This is a genomic window from Carnobacterium maltaromaticum DSM 20342, from assembly GCF_000744945.1.
Taxonomy (GTDB): Bacteria; Bacillota; Bacilli; order Lactobacillales; family Carnobacteriaceae; genus Carnobacterium; species Carnobacterium maltaromaticum.
The window spans coordinates 736,455-754,113 of sequence record NZ_JQMX01000001.1 but is presented as its reverse complement, the minus strand read 5'-3'; the positions used below and the strand labels follow the sequence as shown (position 1 = coordinate 754,113).

The 17,659-nt window shown below is 34.9% G+C and carries 18 protein-coding genes and 1 riboswitch; of the genes, 17 read left to right on the top strand and 1 reads right to left on the bottom strand.

The annotated features are described in order from the left end of the window. The first annotated feature begins 4 nt into the window (after positions 1–4). A complete protein-coding gene (locus BR77_RS03535; RefSeq protein WP_010050119.1) occupies positions 5–1,807 on the top strand; it encodes a HAMP domain-containing sensor histidine kinase in 1,803 nt (600 codons plus the stop codon). 182 nt (positions 1,808–1,989) lie between these two features. Next, a riboswitch (FMN riboswitch) is annotated at positions 1,990–2,115 on the top strand. 160 nt (positions 2,116–2,275) lie between these two features. Next, a complete protein-coding gene (locus BR77_RS03530) occupies positions 2,276–2,866 on the top strand; it encodes an ECF transporter S component (RefSeq protein WP_015076251.1) in 591 nt (196 codons plus the stop codon). Between the two features lie 79 nt (positions 2,867–2,945). Here the strand turns inward: BR77_RS03530 and BR77_RS03525 are convergent, their stop codons facing one another. Then, positions 2,946–3,203, bottom strand: coding sequence for a ferredoxin (locus BR77_RS03525; protein WP_015076252.1), 258 nt, complete (start codon positions 3,201–3,203; stop codon positions 2,946–2,948). Positions 3,204–3,249: 46 nt separating this feature from the next. Between BR77_RS03525 and BR77_RS03520 the strand changes: the two genes are divergently transcribed. From BR77_RS03520 to BR77_RS03450, 15 genes are all read left to right on the top strand, one after another. Beyond that, a complete protein-coding gene (locus BR77_RS03520) occupies positions 3,250–4,320 on the top strand; it encodes a YpbB family protein (protein WP_015076253.1) in 1,071 nt (356 codons plus the stop codon). Beyond that, entirely contained in the window at positions 4,310–5,773 is a 1,464-nt protein-coding gene (locus tag BR77_RS03515) for a RecQ family ATP-dependent DNA helicase (protein WP_015076254.1), read from the top strand. The genes BR77_RS03520 and BR77_RS03515 overlap by 11 nt, the downstream gene beginning before the upstream one ends. Positions 5,774–5,901: 128 nt before the next feature. Continuing rightward, positions 5,902–6,483: a LysM peptidoglycan-binding domain-containing protein gene (locus tag BR77_RS03510; RefSeq protein ID WP_010050132.1), complete on the top strand. Its 582-nt coding sequence runs from the start codon at positions 5,902–5,904 to the stop codon at positions 6,481–6,483. Positions 6,484–6,567: 84 nt separating this feature from the next. Next, on the top strand, positions 6,568–7,248 hold the full coding sequence (cmk, locus tag BR77_RS03505; protein ID WP_015076255.1) for a (d)CMP kinase: 681 nt from the start codon (positions 6,568–6,570) through the stop codon (positions 7,246–7,248). Between the two features lie 99 nt (positions 7,249–7,347). After that, a complete protein-coding gene (gene rpsA / locus BR77_RS03500) occupies positions 7,348–8,556 on the top strand; it encodes a 30S ribosomal protein S1 (protein ID WP_015076256.1) in 1,209 nt (402 codons plus the stop codon). Positions 8,557–8,923: 367 nt separating this feature from the next. Continuing rightward, positions 8,924–10,237 carry a ribosome biogenesis GTPase Der gene (der, locus tag BR77_RS03495; RefSeq protein WP_010050135.1) on the top strand — a complete coding sequence of 438 codons (1,314 nt, stop codon included), beginning with the start codon at positions 8,924–8,926 and terminating at the stop codon, positions 10,235–10,237. 261 nt (positions 10,238–10,498) lie between these two features. Next, entirely contained in the window at positions 10,499–10,774 is a 276-nt protein-coding gene (locus BR77_RS03490) for an HU family DNA-binding protein (protein WP_010050136.1), read from the top strand. A gap of 135 nt (positions 10,775–10,909) precedes the next feature. Next, positions 10,910–11,974: a dehydroquinate synthase/iron-containing alcohol dehydrogenase family protein gene (locus BR77_RS03485; protein WP_015076257.1), complete on the top strand. Its 1,065-nt coding sequence runs from the start codon at positions 10,910–10,912 to the stop codon at positions 11,972–11,974. 26 nt (positions 11,975–12,000) lie between these two features. Further along, positions 12,001–13,266 carry a tetratricopeptide repeat protein gene (locus BR77_RS03480; RefSeq protein WP_015076258.1) on the top strand — a complete coding sequence of 422 codons (1,266 nt, stop codon included), beginning with the start codon at positions 12,001–12,003 and terminating at the stop codon, positions 13,264–13,266. A 78-nt stretch (positions 13,267–13,344) separates the two neighbouring features. Continuing rightward, positions 13,345–13,902, top strand: a complete 558-nt coding sequence (locus tag BR77_RS03475; protein ID WP_016356426.1) for a ReoY family proteolytic degradation factor — start codon at positions 13,345–13,347, stop codon at positions 13,900–13,902. Between the two features lie 358 nt (positions 13,903–14,260). After that, positions 14,261–14,596, top strand: coding sequence for a nucleotide pyrophosphohydrolase (locus tag BR77_RS03470; RefSeq protein ID WP_010050146.1), 336 nt, complete (start codon positions 14,261–14,263; stop codon positions 14,594–14,596). Further along, positions 14,589–15,380, top strand: a complete 792-nt coding sequence (gene dapB / locus BR77_RS03465) for a 4-hydroxy-tetrahydrodipicolinate reductase (protein WP_015076262.1) — start codon at positions 14,589–14,591, stop codon at positions 15,378–15,380. The genes BR77_RS03470 and dapB overlap by 8 nt, the downstream gene beginning before the upstream one ends. Next, on the top strand, positions 15,380–16,573 hold the full coding sequence (locus tag BR77_RS03460; RefSeq protein WP_015076263.1) for a CCA tRNA nucleotidyltransferase: 1,194 nt from the start codon (positions 15,380–15,382) through the stop codon (positions 16,571–16,573). Before dapB ends, BR77_RS03460 begins: the two co-directional genes overlap by 1 nt. A gap of 26 nt (positions 16,574–16,599) precedes the next feature. Next, a complete protein-coding gene (locus tag BR77_RS03455) occupies positions 16,600–16,968 on the top strand; it encodes a thioesterase family protein (RefSeq protein WP_015076264.1) in 369 nt (122 codons plus the stop codon). A 152-nt stretch (positions 16,969–17,120) separates the two neighbouring features. After that, on the top strand, positions 17,121–17,396 hold the full coding sequence (locus BR77_RS03450) for an ArsR/SmtB family transcription factor (protein ID WP_010050153.1): 276 nt from the start codon (positions 17,121–17,123) through the stop codon (positions 17,394–17,396). Positions 17,397–17,659 lie beyond the last annotated feature (263 nt).

Below are 17,659 nucleotides of genomic sequence, written 5' to 3'. Positions count from 1 at the left end.
GAGTATGACAAAATTAAATAGTATCGTTTTTCGAACATGGCTGGTGACAATGGTAATTGTCGCCTTTTGTTTGATTAGTAGTACACTAATCTATTCAACAATTTATCAACGAACAGTTGAAGAAATATATGTAACTGATTTTAATAAATCAATTTCGAGTGTCGAAAAGCTGGTTGTTAAAAATCCAGTTTTTTTATTGAATAATCCTGAAAAATTTGATCCTTTTGATGCGCATCTCTTTTTTTTAATTGAGTATGATGGAAAAAAAGAATCTTTTTTTAATGAGCACTATGAAACGTTGTCTACTACTTATGCGGATAAAATCATGACTCGAAAAGATGTTCAAGAGGCTGCTAAAGCAACTGAAGATAGAGAAATCCGTGGCAATATGGGTGGGAAAAACAATTCGGAATTTATATTAAATATTAAACACTTTAGTTATGATGGAAAAAAAGGAACGCTGTATTCTTATGCCGATTTATCTTTTTTAACGTCGATTGCTAAGAAAATGAATCAATGGACAGCTTTCATTTTTATTATGTTGCTAATTCTATCTGTTTTATTTTACTATTATTTAAAATTACGAATTGGGAATCCTTTATCAAGAATGCGCGACATTGCTTTTGAATATGCAAAAAATGATTTTACAAGACAGACCCCAATTAGATCGAGAGATGAACTCTCGCAACTTGCATTAGCAATGAATAAAATGGGTAAGTCGCTAGAGTCAATCGGGATGGCTACAAGGCAAGAAAAGGAGTTACTCGCACATATTTTGTCTTCAATGACAACTGGAGTTCTATTTTATAACCGAGATAAGGATTTATTAATGTCAAATCCTAATGGCGAAGAATTTCTACAGCAGTGGCGTCGGAGTGCTCAATATTCTGATGTTGAGCGCATGCCTTATATCTTAGACCAAAAAATTAATGATGTCATTGAAAATACGGTTGATCTTATATTCGAGCTACAGTTAGATGATTACTATTATAAAATTAATCTGGTTCCATTATACAGTGAAGATATGGTAACAGTTCGGGGCGTATTAGCTTCTGTCCAAGATATGACTAAGGAGCGACGTTTAGATACAATGAGGGTCGACTTCATTAATAATGTTTCACACGAGCTCAGAACGCCTCTTGTTATGATTCGTGGCTATAGTGAAGCAATTCTAGATGATGTGGCCGAAACGCGTGAGGATAAACATGAGATGGCGAAAATAATCTGGGAAGAATCAGAAAGAATGAGCCGAATGGTTAATGAAATGTTAGATTTATCACGAATGGAAGCTGGCTATATTGAATTGCAGCGTACTGAAGTTGATTTATATAGTTTTGTGCGAGATTTAACTTCACGTTTCAATCAAATTGCCCAATCGAGTGAAGTGAAACTGTCATTTGAGATTCAACCAGATATGGAAACATATTACATGGATGAAGATAAAATGAGCCAAGTCTTGTTTAACTTGATTAATAATGCGATTAGACATACAACAATGGCTCATAAAAAAAATGGGCAAGTAGAGATATTGGTTCATTTAGATGAAGTAATGGATGAGTTACTGATTGAAGTTAAGGATAATGGAACTGGAATTCCTAAGAAGGACCTACCATTTATTTTTGAACGTTTTTATAAAGCTGATAAATCTAGAGTAATGAATAAAGAAAATAAGAGTGGTACTGGAATTGGCTTATCGATTGTCAAAAGCATTGTCGAAGAGCATGAAGGCTATATGGAAGTCCAAAGTATCGAAGATGTCTCAACAAGTTTTATTATTCATTTGCCATACAGAGATAAGGTCAATTAACTAATTTTAGTATCGAAAGGCAAGCAGGGTGAAATTTCCTGTTTGCTTTTTTTGGCATCTAAAGCCATTAGTTAGAGAGGGAAAAGTATAATTCACTAACAAATAGTAAGTTTTTGTTGCAAAATTAAGTAAAAAAGGTATAATAGAATAGTACACAGCGCTGTGTCAAAAATAATTTAATGATTCGTCTTCAGGGGCAGGGTGAAATTCCCGACCGGTGGTATAGTCCACGACCTATTTGGTTCGCCATTTAGCTGAACTGGTGTAATTCCAGTACCGACAGTAAAGTCTGGATAAAGAAGATGGGGCTTATTTGAATCTATTCAAATGCTCTGTTTGATTTTTTTCTGAAGAGAAAGAAGTTAGGCGGAGCATTTTTTTGAGAACGTTCGATAAAGGGACGCGCTTTTGTTTAGATTTAAATAATTCCATAATCGCTCTAGATGAATCCTTTTAGGAGGATTTTTTATGAAAACCAGTAACACAAAAAGATTAGTTGGGATTGCAATGTTTGGTGCAATCGCCTATGTATTGATGTTCTTTGCTTTTCCTATTTTACCCAGTGCTTCATTTATGAAGGTCGATTTCAGTGATATTCCAATTTTGTTAGGAATGTTTTTGTATGGACCTGTTGGTGGAGTTTTAATTGCACTTGTTCGTACGGTATTACATTACCTTCAAACATCAGGTGATATGGGCTACCCAATCGGAGATATTGCTAGTTTTATCGCAAGTATTGTTTATAGTTACCCAATTTATTTTATTATGAGCAAACACATGAAAAAAGGAACATTAACAATGTCAAATACGCTTGTAGCTAATGTGACGGGAGTCATTTCTTTAGCAACTATCATGTCACTTGCCAACTGGCTAATCATCACACCTTTGTATTTAGCTGTCATGGGGTTCAGCGTTGGACCTATCAAAGAGTTCGTACTTTTAGGTGTTTTACCTTTTAACATTATTAAAGGACTATTAGTAAGTAGTGTATTTATCTTTATGTTTACTAAATTGCAACCTTGGATTATTAAAAACCAAGCTACACATATAAATGAATAAAAACAAGGCTTAAAAGGATGTCCTTTTAAGCCTTGTTTTTTTAGTTTTAGAATTGACTTAGATAACTCGTGCCAGATAGCTAGTTATTTGTTATGATAGAAGGACTAGCATTAAATGGTTCTGATTTCCGTAAAATAGCGTTAGTTGGACAAGCTGTATAAGCTAGTTTAAATTCAGAAATAAGTGCATCAGGTAATGGCATTTGACCAGTATTTTGATCAATGAGATTATAGGCCAAGCCATCTTCTGTATACTCATAAATTTGTGGCGCTTTTATTTGGCATAAGCCACAAGCAATACATTTTTCTTGATCGACTTTTGTGTAGAATTTAGGCATGATTTAACCTCTTTTTAGTTTATTTATAGATAAGGAGCGCGCGTAAATGGATGAACTTTCATACTTAGATTACCTTTTATTTAGTTTTTTTTCAACTAGTGAACCTCGAAAAGCCATGACTGTTTTCCATATTATATCAGGCAAACGGACAGCTTCGATTTTATATCAGGCAGAAATTTATCGATTATCTGCTTATTTTAGCCTCTTTAATAAGTTGAAAAAAGAGCATTATCAACATAGCTTGAAAAAAGGAATAGCTTTAAAAATTCTAAAAAAAGAAGAAAATGACTATTATTGTTTGACGGAAATGGGGCAAAAAGAAATTACTGCTTACTTTGAAAAACAGTATTATCCGACGGAATTAAACTTTTTGCAGAATGGTCGTTGGATCCATGTTTATTGGCGTAGATTAGTTTTTGTAAGCCAAGTTTTATCGGAAATTCGTTATAAAAATCAATCCTATATTCCAATAGAAAAAGAATGGAGTCTCCAAGTATGGGTAAAAAAATGGTTAAAAAGCAAGTCTGAGAGTCGTGAGGAATTAGCCGAAGCCTTTGGAATAGAGTGGCTTCAACTAGCTAGAAACCAATCAAAAATAAGTGCTGAGATTATGATTGGTTTTCTAACTGGTCATGATTATTACGGACAAACAACCATGCAATTAGCAACGGCATTTTTAAAAGAAGCTGTTGAGGTTAGAATAATTTTGTTAGATGGACTAAGTAAGTTAATTCATGAAGTTACCGAACAACCAGAGACATTCCCAATTTTTTTCAGCATTTTTACTGATTTACTGGAAACGCATGGAGCGGTGAGCCAAAGTGTGAGACAAACGCAGAAAAATTTAATGGAAGGCTTGGATTTAATTGAAATTGCTAAAATTAGGCAATTAAAATTAAGTACAGTTTCTGAACATGTGATTGAATTAAGTTTGATAGATAAAAAATTTAATGTTCACAGTTTAATTAAGAAACAACCTTTTTTGGAAGTTAAACAACAATTAGAAAATCAGCCTATGAGTTCATTTCCTGATATAAAAGAAATTTTCCCAGAAGTACCTTTTTACGTGTATCGTCTCATGCAAATTGAAAGGTGGCGTGAAAAAAATGCGAACTAAACAACAAATTATAGAAGAGGCATTATTCGAACATTTTGGCTATCGACAATTACGCTCAGGACAATACGAAGCCATATCAGCAGCTTTAAGTGGTGAAAATACATTAGTTTTACTACCAACGGGAACTGGAAAATCGATTTGTTATCAACTGACTGGCTATTTGAGTGAGGGATTGGTTGTGATTGTATCACCGTTATTATCACTAATGCAAGATCAAGTTGAGCAGCTCCGACAAAAGGGTGAAAAAAAAGTTGCGGCATTAACTAGCCTACTAGATTATAGTGAAAAAGCTTATATTTTCCAGCAGTTCAATGAATTGAAATTTTTATTTTTATCACCAGAAATGCTGCAACAAGAGCGTGTTTTAAATGCACTGAAAAAAAGTACGATTGCTTTATTTGCCATAGACGAAGCTCACTGTATCTCACAATGGGGAATGGATTTTCGCCCAGATTATTTAACGTTAGGTTCTGTTTTGAAGGAACTAAATTCGCCTTTAACAATGGCATTAACAGCAACAGCCAATCAACGTGTCAAAGAAGATATTTTTGCGGCTCTCCAGTTGATTCCAGAAGAAACTACTCAAATTATTCATTCTGTAGATCGACCAAACATCGCACTGGAAGTGGCTGAGTGTTATAAAAATAAAAATGAGCAACTAATGGACTATGTGACTAAACTAGAAAAGCCTGGTATTATTTATTTTTCAAGTCGAAAACTAGCAGATGAAATTGCTGAAATGATCCGAAAGATGACACCTTATTCTGCAGAAAGCTACCATTCAGAAGTTGAATCGGCGGATAGAATCCGTCTGCAACAACAGTTTATTCATAATAAAATAGACATTATTTGTGCAACCAATGCATTTGGAATGGGCATTAATAAACCGAATATTCGCTTTGTAATTCATTATCATATCCCAAGCAGTATGGAAAGTTATTTACAAGAAATAGGTCGTTGTGGACGTGATGGCTTACCTAGCCTAGCTGTTTTGTTATATGAAAAAAGTGACGTCTATATTCAGATGCGTCTTCAAGAAAATGATTTGCCAACAGAATCAATGCTCGAATATGTGTATCGCAAAGGAAGCATTGTACCGGGAAGTTGTAGTGAGAGTCAGTACCGTTTACTCGAAAGTTATTTAAATTTAAACATCCCATTACATGAAGCCAAAGCTCAATTAAAAAATAGAAGTTACCAAAAAAATGCTCAATTAAAGTATATGACTGATTATGCGGAAACGACTAGTTGTAAAAGAGCGGTGATGCTTCACTACTTTGAAGAAAGTCAGGCAACAAAGATTAGTAATTGTTGTAGCAACTGTGGAATAGCGTACGAACCTTATTTAGCTAAAGAAAAGGGACCTGGGATTGCAGAAGAAAATAAAGAACTAAAATGGTTGGAAAAAATAACCTATTTATTTAAGCTAGATAAAGATTCTAAAAATGGCTAGATAAGCAAAAAAATGGTACATTAAAGGTATCAATTAATCTAGTAGTCTATTCATAAGAAATTTTTAAAAGACAAACATCTGAGGAGTATGGTACAATTAAGTCGAAATATTTTTAGGAGGAATACCAGATGAGTAAAAAAAGAATTGATGATCAGCAAAAAGAAGAAGCATGGTCACGTAAATTTGACGATGAAGGTGGTTTCTCTGAAGGGAACTATTCAAGAACAGCTCGCAAGAAAGCTAAGGGAGGAATCTCTCCTATTCTAACAACATTATGTGTGTTTTTGGCATTATTAATTATTTTACCGATTTCAGTCGTTTGGTGGTATTCAAACAATAAAGATGTAGAAGATACTGGGTCTGCTAATGACCAAGTAACAATGAATAGTAGCAGTAGTAGCAAAGAAAGTAGTAGTTCTAGTAGTAAAGAAAGTAGCAGTGAGTCAAAACCGGCAGAAAGTTCATCAGCTGTTTCATCTTCTAGTGCGCCAGTTGAAGAAACGCCAGCTCCTGTTGAACCAACACCACCAGTTGAGGAAACCCCTCCACCAGTTGAAGAGCCGCCAGTAACAAATACGTATACAGTAAAATCCGGGGATAACTTATATAGAATCGCTGTAAATAACGGTATGACATTAGATCAAATTAAACAGTTAAATGGTTTAAGTTCTGATACGGTATCTGTTGGGCAAGTTTTAAAAATAAATTAAGTTAGAAAAAAGGATAAAAAGCCGTCAGCTCTTGACGGTTTTTTATCTGCGTGAGAAGTTAAAGTTCAGAAAGAAGGCGTAATAATGACAGAAAAACGATTAAGAATAGCAATTGATGGTCCAGCATCAGCAGGTAAAAGCACAGTAGCTAAAATTTTAGCAAAAGATTTGGGCTATATCTACTGTGATACAGGAGCGATGTACCGTGCTTTGACCTATATGGCAATGAAAAATAATATTTCAATTGATGACGAAGCAGGGTTAGTTCAGTTGTTACAGGATATGACGATAACTTTTGATCCAAGTGCGGAAATTCAAAAAGTTTTTGTCAATGGAAAAGAAGTGACGGATGAAATTCGTCAAAGTGATGTGACCAATGGTGTATCAGCGGTCTCGGCTCATCAGGCTGTGCGAGTAGAATTAGTCAAGCGTCAGCAAGAAATCGCTAAGGCTGGCGGTATTGTCATGGATGGTCGCGATATTGGAACAGCAGTGTTACCTGATGCTGAAATTAAAATATTTTTAGTGGCTAGTGTCACAGAGCGAGCAGAAAGACGTTTTAAAGAGAATCAGACGAAGGGGATTACGACTGCGTTAGAAGTCTTACAACAAGAAATTGCAGATCGTGATTATAAAGATTCAACACGTAAAGTCTCACCATTGCTACAAGCGGAGGATGCTATTTTAGTTGATACCACGAGCTTATCCATTGAAGGTGTTGTCGCGAAAATTAAAAGTATTATTGAAGAAACTGTAAAAAAATAGCGTTTTTTTCAATTTCATGAATCTTTTTGTAGCAATATTTCCGAATATTCGCTAAAATAGAGAATGTAGACTTAAAAGGCTGTTAAGGAGGACTAAAAAATGACTGAAAACGTAGAAAATCAAGAAACAATGATGGATGCCATGAACAGTGTCCAAGATGTAAATATTGGCGATATCGTTCAAGGTGAAATTTTAACCATTCAAGATAACAAACAAGCAATTGTTGGGATTGTTGGCGGTGGTGTAGAAGGTGTGATTCCTTTTAATGAATTATCATCTACTCCCTTTGAAAACGTAACCGATGTGGTAAATGTTGGAGATGTAGTCGATTTAGTTGTAATTAAACCTATTAAAGATAAAGAAAATGGAAGTTTCTTACTTTCAAAACGTCGTATTGACGCTAAAAAAGTTTGGGAAGGAATCCAAAAAGACTTTGAAGCAGGTACGATTATCCAAGCGCCTGTCACAGATGTTGTTAAGGGTGGCTTAGTTGTTGATGTTGGGATTCGTGGATTTGTACCAGCTTCAATGGTAGATGCACACTTCGTTGATGATTTTTCTGTTTATAAAGGTCAAACATTAGGCTTTAAAATTGTTGAAATTGAACCAAGTGAAAACCGTTTGATTTTATCACATAAAGCTGTTGTTGAAGCTGAAAAAGAAGTAGCTAAAAAAGAAATTATGACAAAACTTGTTGAGGGTGATACAGTCACAGGTACTGTTGCTCGTTTAACTAATTTTGGTGCATTTATTGATCTTGGTGGAGTAGACGGACTTGTTCATATTTCTCAAATTTCATACAATCATGTGAAAGCACCAGGTGATGTTTTAACAGTTGGCGAAGAAGTTCAAGTTAAAATTTTGTCAATCAATGAAGAAACTGGTAGAATTTCTTTATCAATCAAAGATACTCAACCAGGACCTTGGGAAAATATTGAAGAACGTGCTGCTGTAGGTTCGACTTTATCAGGAATCGTTAAACGTTTAACTAGCTTTGGTGCATTTGTGGAAGTTTATCCTGGCGTAGAAGGATTAGTTCATATTTCTCAAATTTCTCACAACCATATTGCAACGCCTCATGAAGTTTTACATGAAGGTGACGAAATTAAGGTTAAAGTTCTTGAAGTGAATCCAACTGATCAACGTTTATCTTTAAGTATTAAAGCGTTGGAAGAAAAACCAGCTTCAGAAAAATCTGAAAAAGAAGATGTTGTTGATTATACATTACCAGAAGAAGATTCAGGTTTTACTTTAGGTGATATTTTAGGTGAACAACTTTCAGATATGACTTCAGAGGACGATGAATAAAAAATAAAACGAATTTTACTTAGATTTAAGTAAGATTGTTTATGCGATGATGAGGCTAAGGACATCTGTCCCAGCCTCATTTTCTGTTTTTTTGGACATTCGTTCTAAAGCATCTTAATTTCTTCTAATAAATTGGACGGAAAGCTTGCAACTTGAACGTTTATTCTATAAACTACTAAGAGGAACAAGAAATCTAAAAAGATGTTTCGTCTAAAAGGAAAATTGAAACCAGTTAGTAGTCTGAATAATGAAAATGAAATACTAATAAAATGATTTTTTATTTGGCAATTGTGGGAAACATGTTTTTGACAATTTAGAAACTTAATGAATAAAGTTTCAGATAAACTAAAAGAAGGAGGCTAAAACCATGGCAAAACCAGTTATCGCCATTGTAGGTCGTCCAAATGTTGGAAAATCAACTATTTTTAACCGAATTGTTGGGGAAAGAATTTCAATTGTAGAAGACGTATCAGGAGTCACCAGAGATCGTATTTATGCAGATGGTGAGTGGTTAGGAAAAGAATTTAATATTATTGATACAGGTGGTATTGATATTGGAGACGAGCCGTTTTTAGAGCAAATTAAGCAACAAGCTGAAATTGCAATGGATGAGGCTGACGTGATCATTTTTATTACTAGTGGCCGTGAAAGTGTTACGGATGCAGATGAAAATGTTGCTAAAATGTTATACAGAACTAAAAAACCGGTTTTATTAGCCGTTAATAAGATCGACAATCCAGAAATGCGTAATGATGTTTTTGATTTTTACTCATTAGGATTAGGAGAGCCTTATCCAATTTCAGGAAGTCACGGTTTAGGTTTAGGTGATTTATTAGATGCAGCTATTGGGCATTTCCCAGAAGAAACTGAAGAAGAATATGATGATTCTGTCATTAAATTTAGTTTAATTGGTCGTCCAAATGTTGGGAAATCTTCATTAGTAAATGCTATTCTAGGCGAGGAACGTGTTATTGTTTCAGATATTGCTGGAACGACTAGGGACGCAATTGATACTGAGTTTGTATCAGCTGATGGAACTGAATTTGTTATGATTGATACTGCTGGAATGCGAAAACGTGGAAAAGTTTATGAAACAACTGAAAAATATAGTGTTTTAAGAGCTTTACGAGCGATTGAACGTTCTGACGTTGTCTTAGTTGTACTAGATGCTGAAACAGGGATTAGAGAGCAAGATAAGAAGGTTGCGGGTTATGCTCATGAAGCAGGACGCGGTATTATTATCGTTGTAAACAAATGGGATACGTTAGAAAAAGACAATAGCACAATGAAGAAATTCGAAGAAGATATTCGTGAATCCTTTGCTTATTTAAGTTATGCACCAATTGTCTATGTTTCAGCGAAAACGAAACAACGTTTAAATACGTTACCAGATGTGATTCAACGTGTTAGCATGAGTCAAAATCTAAGAATTCAATCTGCAGTCTTAAATGATGTAATTATGGATGCTGTAGCAATGAATCCAACTCCGACTGATAAAGGCAAACGTTTGAAGATTTATTATGCAACTCAAGTGGCAATTAAACCACCAACTTTCGTTATTTTTGTTAACGAACCAGAGATGCTTCATTTCTCTTACTCGCGCTTTTTAGAAAATCGTATTCGAGACGCTTTCACCTTTGAAGGTACGCCGATTCGAATTATTGCTAGACAAAGAAAATAGGCATTTTAACACATTTGTTTGCGCTTTTCAAATAATATGAAAAAAAATGCGAAAAAGATTAAATTTTTACTGAAAAAGAGTAAAAAGCATTGCAGTATAAGCATTTCTATGATATCTTTTAGATGAAATGTTGTTTGTGGTTACTACAGGCTACAATTTCATTCAAACCATTTTTGGACCACTCAAAAATGGTATTATCGATGTATATTTGCTTATTCAAACAAAGCATATATTCTTCTTTTCGAGGGAGGTGAGATACACATGGCTAACAAAGCAGAATTAATCGAAAGCGTTGCAACTTCAACAGGTTTAACTAAAAAAGATGCAACTGCAGCAGTTGATGCAGTATTTGAAACAATCCAAACTACTTTAAGTTCTGGAGAAAAAGTTCAATTAATCGGTTTTGGTAACTTTGAAGTGCGCGAACGTGCTGCACGTAAAGGTCGTAACCCTCAAACAGGGGAAGAAATCCAAATCGCTGCAAGCAAAGTACCTGCATTCAAACCAGGTAAAGCTCTTAAAGACGCAGTTAAATAAGACGTTTAAAAAAGGTTGTTGCACTTTTGTGCAGCAACCTTTTCTTAGTAATAACGTAAAGTTGATTATCGTACATATTGAGTTAAGAATTATGGTAAAATAAGTTGAATTAGAAAGAGGATTGGAGGTCTAAAGATGAAAATAAGTCTAACTAGGAATCAACAAGTTGTCCCTTTTTATTTTGCAGCCCCCATTTCTAAATTAGTAGCTGAAAATAATTTTTTATTGCAGGAAACCAATAAGTATTTAATTATTACAAATCAAACTAGCTATGATCGTTATTATGAAAAATTACGGTTAGCGATTGGAAATGAATTCAATCAATTTTGGTATGTGTGTCCAAATGGTCAACAAAGTGCCAATCTAGCTGAATTTTCTAGTGTGCTTGCCTATTGTGAGGAAATGGAACTAAGAAGTTACATTAGTGTCATAGCTTTTGGAGATGAAGGTGTCAGTCGATTAGCTGGTTTTTTTGCTAGTTTATACCTAGGTGGTGTGTCGCTGATTGATATTCCGACAACTTTAATGGGCTTAGAAATAAGTTTGCTACATCAAGTAGCCTTAAATCATCAGAGAAATCTAGATATTCTTGCTACTCAGCAAGCTGTCTCAGCAATTTTTTTTGAAGCAAGGTTTCTCCAAGATAATCAATTGAGTGAGTTGCAAGAGGGGTTCAGTTGCTGGCTACAGTTAGCTGTAACTTTAGATTCGGTTTTTTATGATTTATTGAAGGAGCAATTTCCAACTAGAAAAGAGCTAGAAATAAAAAGTGTCGTTCCTTATGTCACTTCTTACTTAAATTTGATTGAAACGAGCAATAAAGTGAAATCAGATGGGCTAGCGCGCTACTTTGGTTCGGAATTTCAACTAGCGATTACCCTAAATTCAACAGAAGAATCTATGTCAAGTAACAGTTTAGCTATTGGACTCAGTTTTTCTTTACTTATTTCGGCGAAGTATATGGGAGCATCACTTGATTTGGATGGTTGGTTTAAATGGTTAGCAGATTTAAATTATGATTTGAATTTACCTGAAAGTTGGTTCATAACAGATCTTTTAGCAAAATTAACGCAAAATGATTTAGGTAAAAAAACGATTTTAATGGTATTATTAGATAGCTTTGGTAAATTGAAGCAAGTAGCTGTGCCGGTTTTAACTGTGGCAGAAGCGATCGAAGAGTATCAACTTATAAAAAAATGAGACTATATACGTTAGGAGATAGAACTATGAATTATGGAGAACAAATGATTGAGGCTTTACAAAATAATGCTTTAGAAGAAGCGCAAGAATTATTTATCGAGGCTTTAGAAAAAGATCAACCCGAAGAATTATATGTCCTAGCAGATACACTCTATCAACTTGGTTTTTTAGCAGAAACAAAAGCCATCTATGAGCATTTACTTATTGATTTTAGCCATGATGATGAATTGAAGATTGGTTTGGCAGAAATTGCAATTGAAGAAGATGATATTGATGGGGCGATGGATTGGTTAATGGCAATTGAAGAAGAGAGTCCGGCTTACCCGCAAGCCTTATTAGTTTCTGCTGATTTATATCAAGTTCAAGGATTGTATGAAGTTAGTGAACAAAAATTATTATTAGCTAAAGAACTTTTACCAGATGAGCCTATTTTAACTTTTGCACTAGCTGAATTGTATTTTGTAATGGGGAAATATGCCCAAGCTATTTATGGCTACGAGGAGCTCTCTGAAGCAGGTTTAGGTGAGATTAGTGGAATTAACCTGGCACAACGAATAGGGAGCGCATATAGCGCTATTGGAGACTTTGAGCAAGCAATTCCATATTTAGAGTTAGCAGAAAAAGAAAATGAAACGACTGATTTATTATTTGAACTTGGTTTTACTTATTTGCAAAATAAAGAGTATCGACGAGCAAGCGAAACGTTATTTAAATTAAAAGAGTTAGATCCTAGTTATACGTCTCTTTACCCTTATTTAGCTAAAAGCTTAGAAGAAGAGAATCAATTAGACCGTGCTACCGAGGTTATTCGTGAGGGACTAAGAGCAGATCAATACAATCCAGAATTATTCTATTATGCTGCTGATTTATTCTTGAAATTAGGCGATGAAGAACAAGGAGAATATTACTATCAAGAATCTTTGGAGTTGAATCCTGATAACGAAACAGTGCAACTCGCGCTGATTAATTTATATTTAAAACAAGAGCGGTTTAATGAAGCAGTTGTCAAGATTGAGACAGCGCTGGAAAATGAAGAAGCAGATGCACAGTTTTACTGGAGCTTAGCTTTGGCGCAAGAAGGATTGGAAAATTATGCTAAAGCTGCTGAAGCATACCAGACAGCGTACCCAAGTTTTACGCGTAATAAAGACTTCTTAAAAGCATATGCCTTATTCTTAAGAGAAGAAGGAGCGTTAAAATTAACCAAGGAAGTTATCGAGAAGTATCTTGAAATAGAATCCTCAGATGAAGAGATGATTGCCATCTTAGATGAAATTAATAGCGATATTTAATAAAATAGGCTATAATTAATTTAGATTAGTGGATTAGATAGATCATGATATGTGTAAGCCGAGATTGGGGGGGTTGAGATGAGCACTAAAATATCTTTAGAAACAAAAAAAGAGTTTTTAAGTTGGTTTTTAGATTACCACCAACTAAAAAGAAGAGAAGCTATGTGGATTTTAAACTATTTAATGACTCATGAAACAGTTCTAAATAAAGTTCATTTTGTTGAAGCTGTTCGAACAACTCCTAGAGGTATGGCTTTATCGGCTATTGGTACTGAGGAAGAGCCGTTTCGTTTCTTTAAGGAAGGCGCAGTTTTTGAAGATCCTGAACAAGGTTTTCATGAGATTCGGTTAAATTGGGCAGATCAACTGTATGTTGAATTGTTTTTCAATGATCAATGGAAATCACCAGAATATGTAGCTGTTTTAGAAGACAACCCGTATCATCGTTGGAACGACAGTGTTAGTGATGAAGTGAAACAAGAAGTTGATGAAGCATTAGTTAAATTTGACTTAGAACGAAAAAAAGCAGAATTAACGCCAAAAATTAATGAAGCATTAGAAGAGGGAAACCGAGCATTGTTTGACGAATTATCCAAAGAATGGAACCAGTTAATGGTTGAATTTGAAAAATTATAGCCAAAAAGTGTTAGAGAGTTTCCTCTCTAGCACTTTTTTTGTCATGGTTCTTGTTGCTTTAGCAACTTAGAACCATGATACACATCCATCGAAGATGGACTGTGATCCTAAACTATTGGTTTACTGAGGTTCTTGTTAGTTTGATCCGATTTCTATGAAATTTCGTGATGACAAAAAGCGTCACATCAAATTTTTCCGGCCTTTATTCGATCCTTAGCAAACTCAATAAGCTTTTGAAAGTGTTAATCGTCTCAACGAGCTTTTATTATTTATTAAAGGAATATCCTTTTTCTGACTAGCATCAAATGAGAAGAAATTGTATACTAAGTAAGAGAAACATAGCAAGGAGGACAGTCATTTGAAAAAAAGTTTACAAGATATGCAAGTAGAGGTCGATGATTATATCAATCAATTTAAGACTGGGTACTTTTCGCCGTTGGGTCAAATGGCTCGTTTAACTGAAGAAGTAGGGGAACTGGCACGGGAAATTAATCACCATCATGGTGAAAAATTAAAAAAAACCAGTGAACCAGCCAAAGAAGTAGCGGAAGAACTAGGCGATGTGCTTTTTGTTGTTTTATCAATGGCAAATTCTTTAGATATAGACATGACTGAAGCTTTTGATTTAGTTATGAAAAAATTTAATCAACGGGATAAATTCCGTTTTGAAAGGAACGATGGAAAAAATGATTAAAATAGTTGTAGCCGGATTTAAGGGTAAGATGGGTTTAACAGCCACTAAGATGGTTTTAGATAAAAAAGAATTTGAATTAGTTGGGGTTTTAGATCCATTTGCAAAAGAAGAAAATATCAATCAGTTAGCGCTTTTTAGTGAAGAAAATGTGCCTGTTTTTACGACAAAAGAAGCATTAGATAGCCAAATTTCACCAGATGTTTGGATTGATTTTACAATTCCAAAAGTAGCCTATGAAAATACGAAGTTTGCGATTGAGCACGGGATTCGTCCGGTCGTAGGGACAACTGGATTCACAGATACCCAGGTTCAAGAATTAATTGCTGAATCAAGCGAAAAACAAATTGGTGGCTTAATTGCACCTAACTTTGCAATTGGTGCGATTTTGATGATGCAATTTGCTCAAAAAGCAGCGCACTATTTTCCTGATGTTGAAATTATGGAATTGCATCATGACCAAAAATTAGATGCTCCAAGTGGCACGGCCATTAAAACAGCTGAAATGATTGCTGAAGCCCGTGGCTACCATCAACAAGGAAATCCTGAAGAAAAAGAAATAATCAAAGGGGCACGTGGCGCTGACTTTGAAGGAATGAAGATTCACAGTGTCCGTTTACCAGGTTTGGTTGCTCACCAACAAGTACAATTTGGTAGTGTTGGAGAAGGTTTGACAATACGTCACGATTCTTATGACCGGGCTTCCTTTATGACTGGGGTAGCATTGGGATGCGAAAAAGTTATGGAACTAAATCAATTGGTTTATGGGTTGGAAAATTTGTTATGATGCAATTAGCTCCAGAATTTGAAGAAGCACTTCCTGTTATTCAAAAGATTGAAGAAGCAGGATTTGTTGCTTATTTTGTTGGTGGAAGTGTCCGAGATACGATTCTTAAGAAACCTATCTCAGATGTTGATATTGCAACAAGTGCTTTTCCAGAAGAAATTAAAGCTATTTTTCCTAGAACGGTTGATGTGGGCATTGAGCATGGGACCGTTATGGTTTTATGGCAAAAAGAAGAGTATGAAATTACTACGTTCAGAACGGAATCGACCTATCAAGATTTTAGAAGACCAGATGAAGTCACTTTTGTGCGATCTTTAGAAGAAGATCTAAAACGGCGTGATTTTACGGTAAATGCATTAGCAATGAGTCGTGATGGCGAGATTATTGATTATTTTGATGGCTTAGTAGATTTAAATAAGGGTATCATTAAAGCTGTTGGCTCCGCTACGGAACGTTTTCATGAAGATGCTCTTAGAATGATGCGTGGTGTTCGTTTTGTTAGCCAATTGGACTTTACTTTAGAAGCGAAGACAGAAGCTGCAATTATGGAGCACCATGCTCTTTTAGAAAAGATTGCAGTAGAACGCGTACAAGTAGAATTTATTAAGCTACTGTTAGGTAAAGGGCGTAGTCAAGCAACGATTAAATTAATTGAAACCGAACTGTATCAGTACTGTCCTGGTTTAAGAAAGCATGGAGAAGGTTTATATCGCTATGCAGATTTAAGTGGAGAACTTCCTGATAGTTTGACTGCATGGACCTTGCTTGTTTATTTTATTCAATTAGACAATCAATCTATTGATGCTTTTATGCGCGAGTGGAAATGCTCAAAAAAAGCGATTCAAGAAGTTGAAGTAGCCAAAAGAGCGTTAGATTTCCGTTTGACTACAGGCTGGTCAAAAGAACAGCTCTATCATACCGGTTTAGAAATAGCAGTAGCCGTTGAAAAAATGCACGCCTTGTTAACTGGTGAAAGTGACCTAGCTGCGTTAGAAACGCACTATAAAAACTTGCCTATCCATAATAAGAAACAGTTAAAAGTGACGGGAAACGAGCTGATAGCTACTTTAAATCGCCAACCAGGTATTTGGTTAGGTGAATTATTAGTTGAAATAGAAAGAGAAGTACTTATTGGACGACTCTCTAATCAAACGGAGGCTATTTTAAGTTGGGCTAAAGAACGAGAAATTTAATGAGCTCTGAAAGGAATCCTGATAGTATGATAACTAAACTAAGTAAAACGTTTATTGTTAAAGAAGAACAAACAGCTATAGAAATGAAATCTGGTGATTTAGCTGTTTTAGCAACACCAGCCTTAGTTGCAATGCTAGAAGAAACAGCCAAAGACAGCATCTTAGAGTTGCTTAATGAAGGAGAAACAACTGTAGGAATTGAAGTGAACTTGAAGCATGTGCGCCCGAGTAGGATTAGTGAAGAAATTCAATGTGAGGCTGAGTTGATTGAGCAAACAAAAAATATCTTGCGCTTTACTTTAAAGGCTTTGGCAGGAGAATCAATTATTGCTGAAGGAACGCATCAAAGAGCCATCGTCAATAGCGAAAAATTTATGGCTAAACTAACCAAATAACAAGTAGTGAAACCAACAATAGGTCATTTATTATTGTTGGTTTTTTTATGTTTGTGGGAAGTAGCAATAGCCTTTAGAGAAAGTAGGATTTGACAAAATAGGAATAAACCCCTATATTAAACATAGATAGATATCTATGTGGAGGTGGGATAGTGGACTATTTAAGAGTATCAAAAATGATGAAAGCTATTGCTGAGCCAAATCGATTACAGATAGTAGATAAGATTTCTACGGGTGAAAAATGTGCTTGTGATATTTTAGATGATTTTAACTTTACACAGCCAACGCTTTCACATCATATGAAAGTCTTGATAGATGCTGGGATTGTGTCCGCTCGTAAAGAAGGTAAATGGCATTATTATTCTCTGCTATCAGAGAATATTGCAGAATTTCAAAAACTCACAAATCAGATTTTTAAATTACAATAAAATTGAATGCTACTTAATGGTAAATAAGGTTAAAAAAATTCTTAAAAGTTTATGAGATGAATTCTTGTAAGCTTTTTTTTGTTGTGAACAATAAGAACTATAGACTAGCTTTGCATTGTTTTAAACCGCGTGTTATACTATTTTCATAATTATAAATGAAGGAGTGATTACTATGATAAAAATGAGTAATTTAAATAATAAAAGGAATCTTGGTCAAGTGATTGCTTTTACGTGTTGAATGGATTATATTTACTTGACTAATT

Coding starts and splice junctions, on each gene's coding strand:
- BR77_RS03535 (WP_010050119.1), top strand. CDS start 5: ATGACAAAATTAAATAGTATCGTTTTTCGAACATGGCTGGTGACAATG.
- BR77_RS03530 (WP_015076251.1), top strand. CDS start 2,276: ATGAAAACCAGTAACACAAAAAGATTAGTTGGGATTGCAATGTTTGGT.
- BR77_RS03525 (WP_015076252.1), bottom strand. CDS start 3,203: ATGCCTAAATTCTACACAAAAGTCGATCAAGAAAAATGTATTGCTTGT.
- BR77_RS03520 (WP_015076253.1), top strand. CDS start 3,250: ATGGATGAACTTTCATACTTAGATTACCTTTTATTTAGTTTTTTTTCA.
- BR77_RS03515 (WP_015076254.1), top strand. CDS start 4,310: ATGCGAACTAAACAACAAATTATAGAAGAGGCATTATTCGAACATTTT.
- BR77_RS03510 (WP_010050132.1), top strand. CDS start 5,902: ATGAGTAAAAAAAGAATTGATGATCAGCAAAAAGAAGAAGCATGGTCA.
- cmk (WP_015076255.1), top strand. CDS start 6,568: ATGACAGAAAAACGATTAAGAATAGCAATTGATGGTCCAGCATCAGCA.
- rpsA (WP_015076256.1), top strand. CDS start 7,348: ATGACTGAAAACGTAGAAAATCAAGAAACAATGATGGATGCCATGAAC.
- der (WP_010050135.1), top strand. CDS start 8,924: ATGGCAAAACCAGTTATCGCCATTGTAGGTCGTCCAAATGTTGGAAAA.
- BR77_RS03490 (WP_010050136.1), top strand. CDS start 10,499: ATGGCTAACAAAGCAGAATTAATCGAAAGCGTTGCAACTTCAACAGGT.
- BR77_RS03485 (WP_015076257.1), top strand. CDS start 10,910: ATGAAAATAAGTCTAACTAGGAATCAACAAGTTGTCCCTTTTTATTTT.
- BR77_RS03480 (WP_015076258.1), top strand. CDS start 12,001: ATGAATTATGGAGAACAAATGATTGAGGCTTTACAAAATAATGCTTTA.
- BR77_RS03475 (WP_016356426.1), top strand. CDS start 13,345: ATGAGCACTAAAATATCTTTAGAAACAAAAAAAGAGTTTTTAAGTTGG.
- dapB (WP_015076262.1), top strand. CDS start 14,589: ATGATTAAAATAGTTGTAGCCGGATTTAAGGGTAAGATGGGTTTAACA.
- BR77_RS03460 (WP_015076263.1), top strand. CDS start 15,380: ATGCAATTAGCTCCAGAATTTGAAGAAGCACTTCCTGTTATTCAAAAG.
- BR77_RS03455 (WP_015076264.1), top strand. CDS start 16,600: ATGATAACTAAACTAAGTAAAACGTTTATTGTTAAAGAAGAACAAACA.